This is a genomic window from Caenimonas sp. SL110 (genome assembly GCF_001044395.1).
GTDB lineage: Bacteria > Pseudomonadota > Gammaproteobacteria > Burkholderiales > Burkholderiaceae_C > Ramlibacter.
On the sequence record NZ_JANU01000059.1, the window covers coordinates 38,911 to 53,356 of the forward strand.

General features: G+C 63.3%; 13 protein-coding genes. 11 read left to right on the top strand and 2 right to left on the bottom strand.

Annotation, left to right across the window (positions count from 1 at the left end):
- Nucleotides 1-35: 35 nt before the first annotated feature.
- From AQ12_RS19980 to AQ12_RS20020, 9 genes are all read left to right on the top strand, one after another.
- The gene (locus AQ12_RS19980; RefSeq protein ID WP_048441727.1) at nucleotides 36-1,982 is read left to right on the top strand and encodes a long-chain fatty acid--CoA ligase; all 1,947 of its coding nucleotides are present in this window, start codon (nucleotides 36-38) and stop codon (nucleotides 1,980-1,982) included.
- Nucleotides 1,979-2,803, top strand: coding sequence for an ABC transporter ATP-binding protein (locus AQ12_RS19985; RefSeq protein ID WP_193388010.1), 825 nt, complete (start codon nucleotides 1,979-1,981; stop codon nucleotides 2,801-2,803). Before AQ12_RS19980 ends, AQ12_RS19985 begins: the two co-directional genes overlap by 4 nt.
- Nucleotides 2,804-2,815: 12 nt before the next feature.
- Nucleotides 2,816-3,745 carry a branched-chain amino acid ABC transporter permease gene (locus tag AQ12_RS19990; RefSeq protein WP_048441728.1) on the top strand — a complete coding sequence of 310 codons (930 nt, stop codon included), beginning with the start codon at nucleotides 2,816-2,818 and terminating at the stop codon, nucleotides 3,743-3,745.
- A gap of 2 nt (nucleotides 3,746-3,747) precedes the next feature.
- The gene (locus tag AQ12_RS19995; RefSeq protein WP_048441729.1) at nucleotides 3,748-4,824 is read left to right on the top strand and encodes a branched-chain amino acid ABC transporter permease; all 1,077 of its coding nucleotides are present in this window, start codon (nucleotides 3,748-3,750) and stop codon (nucleotides 4,822-4,824) included.
- 49 nt (nucleotides 4,825-4,873) lie between these two features.
- Nucleotides 4,874-6,199, top strand: a complete 1,326-nt coding sequence (locus AQ12_RS20000) for an ABC transporter substrate-binding protein (protein WP_048441730.1) — start codon at nucleotides 4,874-4,876, stop codon at nucleotides 6,197-6,199.
- Nucleotides 6,200-6,334: 135 nt separating this feature from the next.
- A complete protein-coding gene (locus tag AQ12_RS20005; RefSeq protein ID WP_048441800.1) occupies nucleotides 6,335-7,144 on the top strand; it encodes an ABC transporter ATP-binding protein in 810 nt (269 codons plus the stop codon).
- Between the two features lie 13 nt (nucleotides 7,145-7,157).
- Entirely contained in the window at nucleotides 7,158-8,405 is a 1,248-nt protein-coding gene (locus tag AQ12_RS20010; protein WP_048441731.1) for a phenylacetate--CoA ligase family protein, read from the top strand.
- Between the two features lie 109 nt (nucleotides 8,406-8,514).
- On the top strand, nucleotides 8,515-9,507 hold the full coding sequence (locus AQ12_RS20015) for a tripartite tricarboxylate transporter substrate-binding protein (RefSeq protein ID WP_048441732.1): 993 nt from the start codon (nucleotides 8,515-8,517) through the stop codon (nucleotides 9,505-9,507).
- 156 nt (nucleotides 9,508-9,663) lie between these two features.
- Nucleotides 9,664-10,614 (top strand): tripartite tricarboxylate transporter substrate binding protein, encoded by a 951-nt coding sequence (locus AQ12_RS20020; RefSeq protein ID WP_048441801.1) that lies wholly within the window; start codon nucleotides 9,664-9,666, stop codon nucleotides 10,612-10,614.
- 12 nt (nucleotides 10,615-10,626) lie between these two features.
- Here AQ12_RS20020 and AQ12_RS20025 read toward each other — a convergent pair whose 3' ends face one another.
- Nucleotides 10,627-10,923 carry a DUF1840 domain-containing protein gene (locus AQ12_RS20025; protein WP_048441733.1) on the bottom strand — a complete coding sequence of 99 codons (297 nt, stop codon included), beginning with the start codon at nucleotides 10,921-10,923 and terminating at the stop codon, nucleotides 10,627-10,629.
- Nucleotides 10,884-12,185: a class I SAM-dependent methyltransferase gene (locus AQ12_RS20030; RefSeq protein ID WP_048441734.1), complete on the bottom strand. Its 1,302-nt coding sequence runs from the start codon at nucleotides 12,183-12,185 to the stop codon at nucleotides 10,884-10,886. Before AQ12_RS20030 ends, AQ12_RS20025 begins: the two co-directional genes overlap by 40 nt.
- Nucleotides 12,186-12,338: 153 nt before the next feature.
- Here AQ12_RS20030 and AQ12_RS20035 point away from each other — a divergent pair, with 153 nt between their 5' ends.
- Together AQ12_RS20035 and AQ12_RS20040 are read left to right on the top strand one after the other, a co-directional pair.
- Entirely contained in the window at nucleotides 12,339-12,812 is a 474-nt protein-coding gene (locus tag AQ12_RS20035) for a MarR family winged helix-turn-helix transcriptional regulator (protein WP_048441735.1), read from the top strand.
- 15 nt (nucleotides 12,813-12,827) lie between these two features.
- The gene (locus AQ12_RS20040; protein WP_048441736.1) at nucleotides 12,828-14,426 is read left to right on the top strand and encodes an AMP-binding protein; all 1,599 of its coding nucleotides are present in this window, start codon (nucleotides 12,828-12,830) and stop codon (nucleotides 14,424-14,426) included.
- Nucleotides 14,427-14,446: the final 20 nt, after the last annotated feature.

Here is a 14,446-nt window from a genome sequence, read left to right on the forward strand (position 1 = left end):
TCGCTACTGACTCGAACACAAAAGGACACCCGCGAATGGAGACCACGTTCCCGCGCCTGCTGCTCAAACATGCCGCCGAGCGTCCGGCCGATGCCGCGATGCGCGAGAAGGAATACGGCATCTGGCAGACGCACACATGGTCGGCCATGGCAACGCTGGTGTCGCAGATCGCATGCGGCCTGCATCGCGCGGGCCTGGCGCGCGGGGAGCACATGGTGGTGGTGGGCGCCAACCGGCCGCGCCTGTACGCCACGATGCTGGCGGCCCAGTCGCTCGGCGCCATCCCGATTCCGCTGTACCAGGACGCCGTCGCTGCCGAGTGCGTGTTCCCAATCAACAACGCGGACGTGCGGTTCGCGTTCGCTGAAGACCAGGAACAGGTGGACAAGCTGCTCGAAGTGCGCGAGCAATGCCCGCAGGTTTGCGCGATCTATTTCGATGATCCGCGAGGCCTGCGCAAGTATGCAGAGCCGGGTCTGCAATCGCTGGACGCGCTGATCGAATCGGGCGCCGCATTTGCGAAAGAGCATCCTTCGTTCTATACCGATGAAGTTGCGAACGCGCAGCCTGACGACGTGGCTGCGATGTTCTTTACATCGGGCACGACCGGCAATGCCAAAGGCGTGGTCCACACGCATCGCACGCTGCTCGACCGCGGCCATGCCGGCGCGATCTTCGACAAGCTCACATCGCACGAAGAAGTGCTGGCCTACCTGCCGCCCGCATGGATCGGGCAGAACATCTTCAGCTACGCGCAGTGGCTGGCGTGCGGCTACGTGGTGAATTGCCCCGAGTCCAGCGCCACCGTGATGATCGACCTGAAAGAGATCGGACCGACCTATTACTTCGCACCGCCTCGCGTGTTCGAGGGCCTGCTCACCACGGTGATGATCCGGATGGAAGATGCGGGCTGGATCAAGCGCAAGATGTTCCATGCGTTCATGGATGTGGCGCGCAAGGTCGGCCCCGCGCTCATGGACAAGAAGCCCGTCGGCGCATGGGACCGGTTGATGTATTCGCTGGGCAACCTGCTGGTGTATGGCCCGCTGCGCAACAACCTGGGCTTTTCGCGCGTGAAGGTCGCCTATACGGCGGGCGAAGCGATCGGGCCGGACCTGTTCAGTTTCTATCGCTCGATCGGCATCAACATCAAGCAGTTGTATGGCTCGACCGAGACTGCCGTGTTCGTCTGCCTGCAGCCTGACGACCAGGCGCGTGCCGACACGGTGGGTATTCCGATCAGCGGCGTGGAAATCAAGGTCGCGGACAACGGCGAGATCCTGGTCAAGTCGCCGGGCCTGCTCAAGGAGTACTACAAGAATCCTGCGGCCACCGCCGAAGTGCTCACCGCCGACGGCTGGTATCACACCAGCGATGCAGGCTTCATCGATGCGCACGGACACCTCAAGATCATCGACCGCGTGAAAGACGTGGGCCGCATTTCGGGCGGTGCCAACGACGGCGCCATGTTCGCGCCCAAGTATGTGGAAAACAAGCTCAAGTTCTTCCCGTACATCAAGGAAGTCGTGGCCTATGGCGACGGCCGCGAGAAGGTCTGCGTGATGATCAACATTGACTTCGATGCCGTGGGCAACTGGGCCGAGCGCCGCAACCTGCCGTATGCGGGCTACACCGACCTCGCGCAAAAACCCGAGGTGTATGAGCTGATCCGCGATTGCGTGGAGAAGGTCAATGCCGACCTGGCGGCCGACACGCTGCTGGCGGGTTCGCAGATCAGCCGCTTCCTGGTGCTGCACAAGGAGCTGGACGCGGATGACGGCGAACTCACGCGAACCAACAAGGTTCGCCGCGGCTTCATCGCCGAGAAGTACGACGTGCTGGTCGATGCGCTGTATGGCGGCAAGACCGAGCAGTACATCGAAACGCAAGTGAAGTTCGAAGACGGCCGCACCGGCAGCGTGAGCGCCACGCTGAAGATCGCGGACACCAAACTCTTTGCACCTGTGAAGGCGGCGGCATGAACATGATGAGCGAAGCAGCCATGCTCGACCAGGGCCCGCCGGGACGCACCACCGGTGAAGTGATTCTCGACGTGCAGAACATCTCGCTGAGTTTCGGCGGCGTGAAGGCGCTGTCGGACATTTCATTCAATGTGAAAGAGCACGAGATCCGCGCGATCATCGGCCCCAACGGTGCGGGCAAGAGCTCGATGCTCAACTGCATCAACGGCGTGTACCAGCCGCAGCAGGGTTCCATCACCTTTCGCGGCCAGACCTTCAAGCACATGAACAGCCACCAGGTGGCGGTGATGGGCGTGGCTCGCACTTTCCAGAACCTCGCGCTCTTCAAGGGCATGAGCGTGCTCGACAACATCATGACCGGCCGCAATCTGCGCATCAAGAGCAATCTCTTCATGCAGGCGCTGCGCATCGGCCCGGCCGAACGCGAAGAGATGCGCCATCGCGAGTTCGTCGAACACATCATCGACTTCCTGGAGATACAGGCCTTTCGCAAGACACCGGTGGGCCAACTGCCCTACGGACTGCAAAAGCGGGTGGACCTGGGCCGCGCGCTCGCGATGGAGCCGCAGGTGCTGCTGCTCGACGAGCCGATGGCGGGCATGAACGTGGAAGAAAAGCAGGACATGTGCCGCTTCGTGCTGGACGTGAACGACGAGTTCGGAACGACTGTGGTGCTGATCGAGCACGACATGGGCGTGGTGATGGACATCAGCGACCGCGTCGTGGTGCTCGACTACGGCAAGAAGATCGGCGACGGCACGCCCGATGAAGTGCGAAACAACCCGGAGGTCATCAAGGCCTACCTGGGAACCAGCGAATAGGACGACAGCCACATGGGATTCTTTCTGGAAACACTGCTCGGCGGGCTGATGGCCGGCATGCTGTATTCGCTCGTGGCGCTGGGCTTCGTTCTCATTTTCAAGGCCTCGGGCGTCTTCAATTTCGCGCAGGGAGCCATGGTGCTGTTCGCCGCCCTCGCGATGGCGCGGTTCGCCGAATGGTTTCCGGCCTGGACCGGCATCGAGAACAAGATCGTCGCCAACGTTGCCGCTTTCATCATCGCCGCCGCGATCATGTTCGTCGTCGCGTGGCTGATCGAGTATCTGGTGCTGCGCCACCTGGTGAACCAGGAAGGCGCCACGCTGCTCATGGCTACGCTGGGCATCACCTACTTCCTCGAAGGCGTAGGCCAGACGCTGTTCGGCAGCAACATCTACAAGATCGACATCGGCATGCCCAAGGACCCGGTGATGGCGTTCCAGTCGACCTTTCCGGGCGGCATCCTGATCAACAAGGAAGACCTGATCGCCGCACTCATCGCAGCCGCCCTGGTCGGGCTGCTCGCGCTGTTCTTCCAGAAAACCGCCACGGGGCGCGCGCTGCGCGCGGTGGCTGACGATCACCAGGCCGCGCAGTCCATCGGCATACCGCTGGCGCGCATCTGGGTCATCGTGTGGTGCGTCGCGGGGATCGTGGCGCTGGTGGCCGGGATGATCTGGGGCAGCAAGCTGGGCGTGCAGTTCTCGCTGTCGACCGTGGCGCTGCGGGCGCTGCCCGTGGTGATCCTGGGCGGCCTGACCTCGGTCCCCGGTGCCATTCTCGGTGGTCTCATCATCGGCGTCGGGGAGAAACTTTCGGAGGTGTACATCGGCCCCCTGGTGGGCGGAGGCATCGAAATCTGGTTCGCCTACGTGCTCGCCCTGGCTGTGCTGCTGGTTCGTCCGCAGGGACTTTTCGGCGAAAAAATCATCGATCGGGTCTGAGCATGTTCTACAGGGAAAACGGACAATTCAAAAGCACGTACCGGGCGGACCAGCAAATCTTCCCGATCGTGCAGGACCGCATCGCGGTCGGCCTCGTGCTGGTCGCCGCTTTCGTGCTGGTGCCGCTGCTCGCCAGCGACTACGCGGTACGCGCCATCTTGCTGCCCTTCCTGATTTTTTCGATGGCAGCGATCGGCGTGAACATCCTCGTGGGCTATTGCGGTCAGATCTCGCTGGGGTCCGGCGCGTTCATGGCCGTCGGAGCGTACGGCGCGTTCAATTTCTTCGTGCGCGTGCCGGACATGCCCATGCTGGTCGCCATCTTGCTGGGCGGCGTGTGCGCCACGTTTTTCGGCATCCTCTTCGGGCTGCCGAGCCTGCGGGTCAAAGGCCTGTACCTGGCCGTGGCCACCCTCGCTGCGCAGTTCTTCTCCGACTGGATGTTCCTGCGCATCAAATGGTTCACCAACGACTCCTCATCGGGCGGTGTGTCGGTGTCGAACCTGAGCGCCTTCGGCATGTCGCTGGAGACGCCGCTCGCCAAGTACCTGTTCTGCCTTTCGTTGCTCGCGGTGATCGCGCTGCTGGCCAAGAACCTGGTGCGCGGCGCGATCGGGCGCGAGTGGATGGCGATCCGCGACATGGACGTCGCGGCCGCTGTGATCGGTATCCGGCCGGTGTATGCCAAGCTCACCGCCTTCGCCGTGAGCTCCTTCATCATCGGAGTCGCAGGCGCGCTCTGGGGCTTTCTTTACCTCGGTTCCTGGGAGCCGGCGGCCTTCTCGGTGGACCAGTCATTTCGCCTGCTGTTCATGGTGATCATTGGCGGGCTGGGTTCCATCATGGGCAGCTTTTTCGGCGCCGCATTCATCGTCACGTTGCCGATTCTGCTCAACCAGATGCTGCCGCTACTGGGCAGCCTCGTCGGCGTCGAGATTTCGACAGCAGGCATCTCGCACGCCGAACTCATGATCTTTGGCGCGCTCATCGTGTGGTTCCTGATCGTGGAGCCGCATGGTCTGGCCCGGCTCTGGAGCACGGGCAAGCAGAAACTGCGCCTTTGGCCTTTTCCCCACTGAAAGTCGGCAGCACCGACAACGATTTTCTCGTCATCACCAGGAGACAACCATGAAACTTCGTCAACTCGTATTCGCAATGGCCGTGGGCGCAGGCGTGCTTTCCACCGGCGCTGCCATGGCCCAGGCCAAACAGCAGTTCTTTCCGGTGCTGACCGGCCGCACCGGGCCGGTGGCGCCCAATGCCACGCCTTGGGCCAACGGCCACAACGACTACATGAAACTGGTGAACGCCCGGGGCGGCATCAACGGCGTCATGACCCTGACCGAGGAATGCGAAACCGCCTACGACACAGCGCGCGGCGTGGAGTGCTATGAGCGCCTCAAGGGCAAGCATGGCGGCGCGACGGTGTTCCAACCCCTGTCCACCGGCATCACGTTCGCGCTGACCGAGAAAATCCCCAACGACAAGATCCCGATGATCACGTCTGGCTACGGGCGCAGCGACTCCGCCGACGGCCAGGTGTTCAAGTGGAACTTCCCGTTGATCGGTCACTACTGGGTGGCCGGCGACACCGTGCTGCAGCACATCGGCAAGCAGGCCGGCGGCATGGACAAGCTCAAGGGCAAGAAGATCGGCGTGGGCTATCACGACAGCCCCTTCGGCAAGGAACTGCTGCCGATCCTGCAGGAGCGCGCGGCGCAGTACGGTTTCACGCTTCAGCTGTTGCCGATTGCCGCCCCTGGCGTGGAGCAGAAGGCCACCTGGCTGCAGGTGCGCCAGCAGCAGCCCGACTACGTGATCCTGCAGACCTGGGGCGTTATGACGCCCACCGCGATCAAGGAAGCGCAGGCGGTCGGCTATCCGCGCGAGAAGATGTTCGGCACGTGGTGGTCGGGCGCCGAGCCGGACCTGCGTGACGTCGGTGCCGGTGCCAAGGGTTACAGCGCGGTGATGATGCAGCACGGTGCCGAGCCGCAGTCCCAGGTGGTCAAGGAGATCCTGGAGAAGGTGCATGCCAAGGGCCAGGGCACCGGACCCAAGGAAGAAGTGGGCAGCGTGCTTTACATGCGCGGCGTGATCGGCGCCCTGCTGGCGACCGAAGGTGTGCGTGCAGCGCAGGACCGCTTCGGCAAGGGCAAGGTCATCACCGGCGAACAGGCTCGCTGGGGCTACGAGAACCTGAACCTCACGCAAGCCAAGCTCGATGGGCTGGGCTTCAAGGGCGTGATGCGCCCCGTGTCGACCAGCTGCGCCGACCACATGGGCTCGGCATGGGCCCGGGTGCACACCTGGGACGGCGCGAAGTTCACCTGGAGCTCGGATTGGCTGCAGGCCGACGAGCAAGTGATCCGCCCGCTGGTCAAGACCTCCGCAGAAAAGTACGCCAGCGAGAAAAAGCTGAGCCGCCGGACGCCGGCTGATTGCCAGTCCTGAAACAGGCTGTCATTGCGGGCTCGACCCGCAATCCAGACGGCAACTGATCAGGCGCCGTCTGGATTCCGGCTCAAGGCCGCAATGACAGGTTCTTTGCAAGCGCTGCGCGCAGTGCTTGCAAAGGAATCCCATCAAATGGAAAAACCCAACATCGTTCTTAACGTCAATGGCATCGAGGTCATCTACAACCACGTGATCCTCGTGCTCAAGGGCGTGTCGTTGCAGGTGCCCGAAGGCAGCATCGTCGCGATCCTGGGCGGCAACGGCGCAGGCAAGACGACCACCTTGCGCGCCGTGTCGAACCTGCTCAAGGGCGAGCGCGGCGCGGTGACCAAGGGCTCGATCGAGTTGCGCGGCGAGCGCATCGAAAACCTCTCGCCCGCAGACCTGGTGCAGCGCGGCGTGGTGCAGGTCATGGAAGGCCGTCACTGCTTCGCCCACCTCACGATCGAGGAGAACCTGCTCACCGGCGCCTACACGCGCAAGAGCAAGGGCGAGGTCGCGGCGAACCTGGACAAGGTCTACACCTACTTTCCGCGCCTGAAGACGCGCCGCACATCGCAGGCCGCCTACACCTCGGGCGGCGAGCAGCAGATGTGCGCGATCGGTCGTGCATTGATGGCCAACCCCTCGATGGTGCTGCTCGATGAGCCTTCGATGGGGCTCGCGCCGCAGATCGTGCTGGAAGTGTTCGAGATCGTGAAAGACCTGAACACCAAGGAGCGCGTCACCTTCCTGCTGGCCGAGCAGAACACCAACATGGCGCTGAAGTATTCCGACTACGGCTACATCATGGAAAGCGGCCGCGTCGTGATGGACGGCCCGGCGACTGAACTGGCGACCAACGAGGACGTGAAAGAGTTCTACCTCGGCGTGGGCGGCGGTGAGCGCAAGTCATTCAGGGATGTGAAGAGCTACAAGCGGCGCAAGCGTTGGCTTGCCTGAGGAAGGTGAAAGAGTGAACGAATTTTTTGACGCGCTGGAAAGCCGCGACGCTGCCGAGCGGGAACGCCAGTTGATGGCGGCGTTGCCCGGCCTCGTTGCACATGCGCAGGCATCGGCGCCGGCTTTCACGCGCATCCTCCAGGGCGTTGACGCATCCGCCGTCCAGTCACGCGCAGCACTGGCAACGCTTCCAGTCACGCGCAAGCACGAACTGTTCGAGCAGCAGCGCGCATCCGATCGCACCGATGTGTTCGGCGGCTTCTCTGCGCTCAAGCGCGGCCCGCAGATGCAGCGCGTGTTCTCGTCACCCGGCCCGATCTACGAGCCGGAGGGCAAGGACGCGGACTACTGGCGCGCCGCCCGCGCGATGTATGCCGCGGGCTTTCGCGCAGGCGACCTGGTGCACAACGCCTTCAGCTATCACATGACGCCTGGCGCGTTCATCATGGAATCGGGCGCGCATGCCGTGGGCTGCACGGTGTTTCCTGCGGGCACCGGCCAGACCGAACAGCAGTTGCAGGCCATTGCCGAGTTGCGCCCGGATGCGTACACCGGCACGCCGAGCTTTCTGCGCATCCTGATCGAAAAAGCGATCGAAGCAGGCAGCGATATCTCCAGCCTGAAGAAAGCACTCACCGGCGGCGAGGCGCTGCCACCCACATTGCGCGACTGGTTCGCGCAGCATGGCGTATCTGCGTATCAGAGCTATGCGACAGCCGATCTGGGACTCATCGCTTACGAGACTCAATCGCGCCAGGGCCTGGTGCTGGATGAAGGCGTGATCGTCGAGATCGTGCGACCCGGGACCGGCGAGCCGGTGCCCGAAGGTGAAGTGGGCGAGCTGGTCGTGACCACGCTCAATGCGGCTTATCCGCTCATCCGTTTCGGAACCGGCGACTTGTCGGCCCTGCTGCCGGGGCAGTGCCCGACGGGCCGCACCAACACCCGCATCAAGGGCTGGATGGGTCGCGCCGACCAGACCACCAAGATTCGCGGCATGTTCGTGCATCCCGCGCAGGTCGCCGACATTGCGCGGCGCTTTCCCGAAGTGCTCAAGGCGCGTCTGGTCGTGAGCGGCGAGATGGCCAACGACGTGATGACGCTGAAGGTTGAAGCCGCCGACGCCCCGCAAGGCCTGGACGCCCGAATTGGCGAGGCCATCCGTGATGTGACCAAGCTGCGCGGCGACGTACTGCTGCTCGCGCCGGGCACCCTGCCCAACGATGGCAAGGTCATCGAAGACGCGAGAAGCTACAAGTAGCACTCATCGGTAGGGGCTTTCCCGGGAGTTGCGGTAAGTAGAACCCGCGATGCGTTAGTGTGCGCCGCTCACTACCATTGCCTGACTGCACATTGAAGGAGACATCCGCATGAAAAAACTACTGAAGGCGCTCACGCCAATCGCCCTGCTCGCATCGGTCACGCTCAGCGCCCATGCCGCGGATTTCCCGGTCAAGGACAAGATCATCACGCTCGTCGTTCCGTTCGCAGCCGGCGGGCCGACCGACCGTGTGGCGCGTGACCTGGCCGAAGCCCTGCGCAAGCCGCTGGGTGGCGCCACTGTCGTCGTGGACAACGCTGCCGGCGCGGGCGGCTCCATCGGCGCCAACAAGGTTGCCAAGGCATCCAACGACGGCTACACGCTGCTCGTGCACCACATCGGCATGGGCACCATGCCCACGCTGGTTCGCAACATCCCCTTCAAGGTCGAGAGCGACTTCGAATACCTGGGCATGATCAACGACGTGCCCATGACCCTCATCGGCAAGCCCAGCCTGCCTGCGAACAACTACAAGGAACTGGCCGTCTGGATCGGCCAGAACAAGGGCAAGATCAACCTGGGCAATGCTGGCGTGGGCTCGGCCTCGCACCTGTGCGGCCTGCTGTTCCAGGAAGCCGTCAAGACCGACATGACACCGGTTCCGTACAAGGGCACGGCCCCTGCGATGACCGACCTGATCGGCGGCCAGATCGACATCATGTGCGACCAGACCACCAACACCACCTCGCAGATCGAAGCCAGGAAGGTCAAGGGTTTTGCAGTGACCTCGCCCAAGCGCCTGACGACGCCCGCACTCAAGGACCTGCCAACGCTGCAGGAGTCGGGCCTGAAGGACTTCAACGTCTCGATCTGGCATGGCCTGTACGCCCCCAAGGGCACACCGGCTGACGTCCAGAAGCGGCTGAACGACGCACTCAAGGTCGCACTCAAGGACCCCGAGTTCATCAAGAAGCAGGAAGGCCTGGGCGCCGTGGTCGTGGTGGACAAGCGCGTGGAGCCGGCAGAGCACAAGAAGTTCGTCGCCGCCGAAATCGCCAAGTGGAGCCCGATCATCAAGGCTGCCGGCGTTTACGCCGACTGATCGTCACCCGATCCGACAATCAAGGGCTGCCGCGTGCAGCCCTTTTTTGTGCGCCCGCGCGCTTACCATTGGCACACGACAACAAGGAGACCCGACTTGAAGCACACCACTTCCTTCACAACCCGCCGTGCAGCGCTGGCGCTGATTGCATCTTCCATGGGCGCGAGCGCCTTGCCGGCATACGCGCAAAGCGCCTGGCCGAACAGGCCGGTGCGCATCGTGGTCCCGTTCGCCGCAGGCGGCACCACCGACATCCTCGCGCGTGCAGTTGCACCTGAGTTGTCCAGGGCATTCGGCCAGCAGTTCATCGTCGATAACCGCGCCGGTGCCGGTGGCAACGTGGGCGCCGAGATTGTCGCCAAATCACCCGGCGATGGTTACACGTTGCTCATGGGAACCGTCGGCACGCACGGCATCAACCGCGCGCTCTACGACAAGCTGCCCTTCGACCCGATCAAGGACTTCGCACCGGTGACGCTGGTTGCAGGCGTGCCCAACGTGATGGTGATGCCCGCCGAAAAGGCGCGCACCATGGGCATCAACAACGTGCGCGATTTCATCAAGTACGCCAAGGCCAATCCGGCCAAGCTCAACATGGCGTCCAGCGGCAACGGCACCTCGATCCATCTGGCCGGAGAGCTGTTCAAGACGATGAGCGGCACGTTCATGGTTCACTTTCCGTATCGGGGCTCCGGGCCTGCACTGCTCGACCTGATCGGCGGCACGATGGACGTGATGTTCGACAACCTGCCGTCGGCGCTGCCGCACATTCGCGCCGGCAAGCTCAAGGCACTGGCTGTGACCAGCCTTCAGCGTTCCACTGCGCTGCCCGATGTGCCGACGATGGAAGAAGCGGGCGGGCTCAAGGGCTTCGACGCGACTTCGTGGTTTGGATTGCTGGCGCCCGCGGGCACCCCGCCGGACATCGTCAATCGCATCCAGCAGGAAGTTGCGAAGTCACTGGGTACAGCAGCCATCAAGGAGAAGATGGTTGCGCAGGGCGCGATTCCGAGCGGCAATACACCGGCTGAGTTCGCCAGGCACATCGATGCCGAGCACAAGAAGTGGGCGCAGGTGGTGAAAGCTTCGGGCGCGAAGGTCGACTGAGGTTGAAGGGGCTCACACGCCCCAGACGATCTCTTCGTCCGCTGCCTTTGCGCGGCGCATCATGTCGATCAGCGGCAGAGCTCGCTGCTTGAGTGAAATGCCGTCGGCCTTCTCTGCACCTTCCGCGTCACGGTCCGTTTCTTCTTTCGCAATCGCCGACTCCAGCGCTGCGATAGCTGCGTGCATCTGCGACGGTTCGATGATCCCCTTTGCACCGGCATCCTTGCCGATGAGCTGCAGCACCTGCTTGCCGTTGGGCTCCAGCATGATCACGTCGCCGGCGGCTTTCGATTTGAACTTGTAGAGCATGAATACATGTACTCGCGGTTGAATGGATAGCTCGATTGTGCGCCCCGCAACGCGCCTGTTTGAGGCTGGCCGTCCGGCCGCGATGCAACCATTTGATGCAGCGAAATCCAGCCCTGCTCGAAACACATCGCGCTGCCTGCCAGGTACAGCCTGTAGGCGCGCAGCACCTTGTCGCCCCGCGTGTCATCGCCGGTAGCACCCAGGACTCGCTGGGCCTGCTCCAGCTGAGCTTCGAGCGCGTCCGACCATGCCCACAAGGTGCGCGCGTAATGCGGCCGCAGATTTTCCGTGTCCACCATTTCAAGGCCCGACATCGCGAGGTCCTTGAGCACGTGACTGACATGCAGCAGTTCCCCACCGGGAAAGATGTACTTCTCGATGAATTCACCCATGCCCGCACCCAGCTCCCCCTCATGCACGCCACCGGCCGTGATGCCGTGGTTCATGACCAGGCCACCCGGTTTGAGCAGCGTGTGGATCGTCTTGAAATAAGCCGGCATGTTGGCCTGCCCCACATGCTCGAACATGCCCACTGACGAGATCTTGTCGTAGGCCTGCGGCTCATCGAGCTCGCGGTAGTCGCGCAGCTCGATCTGCACGCGGCCCTGCAGGCCCTTGTCTTCGATCAGCCGCTGCACATGGGCCAGCTGGTTCTTCGACAGGGTGATGCCCTTGCCGCTGACACCATAGTGCTGCGCGGCCCACAGCAGCAGCCCGCCCCAGCCCGCCCCGATGTCCAGGAAGCGATCACCGGGCCGAAGCATGAGCTTGCGGCAGATGTAGTCGAGCTTGGCCTCCTGCGCTTGCGCCAGCGTCATGGCCGCGTCCTGGTAGTAGGCACAGGAATAGACGCGGCGCGGGTCCAGCCACAGCGCGTAGAAATCGTCGGAGACGTCGTAGTGGAACTCGATCTGCTGTGCGTCACGCTCTGGCGTTGCATGCGCAGCGAGCGATCGCGCGCGGCGCAGCATCTGCACCAGCCAGTTCGATTCACGGTTGACGGGCGTGTCACGCAGCAGGCGCGCGGCCACGGCCATGAAGTCACGCATGCGCCCTTCGAGTTGCAGGCGGCTTTCCACGAAGTCCTCGGCCATGCGCCCGATCTGCCCGGTGGCCATCCTGACCAGCCCGGACCATTCCTTGAACGAGAGCGTCACCGCAGCGCTCGCGGGACCGACCCGTTCGCCGGCCGGCAGGCGCACGGCGACGGGCACCGGCAGGTCCGCCAGTCGCGACTCGATGGTGCGAACAAGGGTTTCCATCTCGAAATTCTGACCAACGCCGCAGGGGTCGTCAACGTGTGCTGCCGAACGTGGCCTTTTGTGCGCTGCGGATGAGCTGACCACGGGGACTATGCTGTTGACAGCAATTTGTTTAGGCCTAAACTATTTAAGGTACGAATACAAGGACACCCCATGGACCTGGAAGCGCGCGCCCACAGCGAGCACCCCGAGGCACTGCGCCTGTGGCTTCGGCTGCTCACCTGCACGCAGATCGTGGAAAAGCAGGTTCGCAGCAACCTGCGCGAGCGCTTCGACACCACGCTGCCGCGCTTTGACCTCATGGCCCAGCTCGAGCGTTCGCCCGAGGGACTGAAGATGAACGAGCTGTCGCGCCGGATGATGGTGACCGGGGGCAATGTCACCGGCATCACCGATCAGCTGGTGGCCGAAGGACTGGTGGACCGTGTGGACGTCGAAGGCGACCGCCGCGCCTATCGGGTGCGCCTGACGCCCAAGGGCCGCAAGCTCTTCCATGAGATGGCGCACCAGCATGAAGGCTGGATCGTCGATGCGTTCGCGGGCCTGAACGACAAGGACATCTCCGCCCTGCACAAGCTGCTGGGCAAGGTGAAAGACCACGCGCGCGATCGCGTGGAAGCTGCCTGAGACCGATCACCCACCATGGATACTTTTGTGCGCGACCGCCTGCCGCAGGCGCAACTGCTGCCCGACATGCGTTTCGACCTGCCGGAACTGCAGTTTCCGGCGCAGCTGAACCTGGTTGAAGAACTGCTCGACAAGGCCGCGGACAAGGGCTTCGCCAATCGTCCGCTGCTTCGCTCCAGCCGCATCACGCTGACCTACGCGGATGTGCGCGATCGCGTCGATCGCATCTGCCGCGTGCTCACCGAAGACCATGGCCTGGTGCCGGGCAACCGCGTGTTGCTGCGCGGCGGCAACTCGATTGCGATGTCGCTCGCATGGCTTGCAGTGGTGAAGGCGGGATTGATCGCCGTGGCGACGATGCCGCTGCTGCGCGCTCGCGAACTCGCGGACATCATCGACAAGGCGCAGCCCGTGCTGGCGCTGTGCGATATCAAGCTCATCGACGAACTGGAACTCGCACGCAAGGACCGGCCGGTGCTTGGCGCTGTCATTCCCTTCAACACGCTCGATGCACCCGGTTCGCTGGCGGTGTTGTCGTCGCAAAAAGATGGCGGTGTTGCACCGTGCAATACCGCTGCTGACGACGTGGCGCTGATGGCGTTCACATCGGGCACGACGGGCAAGCCCAAGGCTGCGCTGCACACCCATCGCGATGTGATGGCCGCGTGCGAAGCCTGGCCGCGTCACGTGCTGCGGGCAACGCCCGACGACATCGTGGTGGGCTCGCCGCCGCTCGCATTCACCTTTGGCCTGGGTGGCCTGCTGATCTTTCCGATGTGGGCGGGTGCCAGCGTGTACTTTCCCGATGCGCCGTATTCACCGGAATCGATGGTGCGCACCATCAACGAGATCGGCGCGACCATCTGCTACACCGCGCCGACTTTCTACCGCCAGATGGCGCCGTTTGCGCGCGAGCACGGCGTGGGCAAGCTGCGCATTTCAGTGAGCGCCGGTGAAGGCCTGCCCGATGCCACGCGCCAGTTGTGGAAGCAGGCCAGCGGCATCGAGATGCTCGACGGCATCGGCGCGACCGAGATGTTCCATATCTTCATTTCGTCGGCTGCCAGCGATGTGCGTCCGGGGGCGGTGGGCAAAGTTGTACCCGGCTACATCGCAAAGGTGGTTGACGACGAGGGCCGCGAGGTGCCGCGCGGCACCATCGGCAAGCTCGCGGTGAAGGGACCGACCGGCTGCAAGTACCTGGACGACCCACGCCAGGCCAACTACGTCAAGGATGGCTGGAATTACCCCGGCGATGCATTCATGCAGGACGACGATGGCTACTTTTTCTACCAGGCGCGCGCCGACGACATGATCATCACGGCCGGCTACAACGTCGGCGGCCCGGAAGTTGAAGACGCCCTGCTGCGGCACCCTGCGGTGGCCGAATGCGGCGTGATCGGCAAGCCCGACGAAGAACGCGGGATGATCGTGAAGGCGTTTTGCGTGCTCAAGGCCGGCCACGCGGCCGATGCGGCCATGGTCAAGGCGCTGCAGGACCATGTGAAGGCGAGCATCGCGCCATTCAAATACCCGCGCGAGATCGAGTTCGTGGCGAGCTTGCCGCGGACCGAGACGGGGAAGTTGCAGCGGTTTCGCCTGCGGTCGGCGTGACGGATCGTCGACCCTCACCC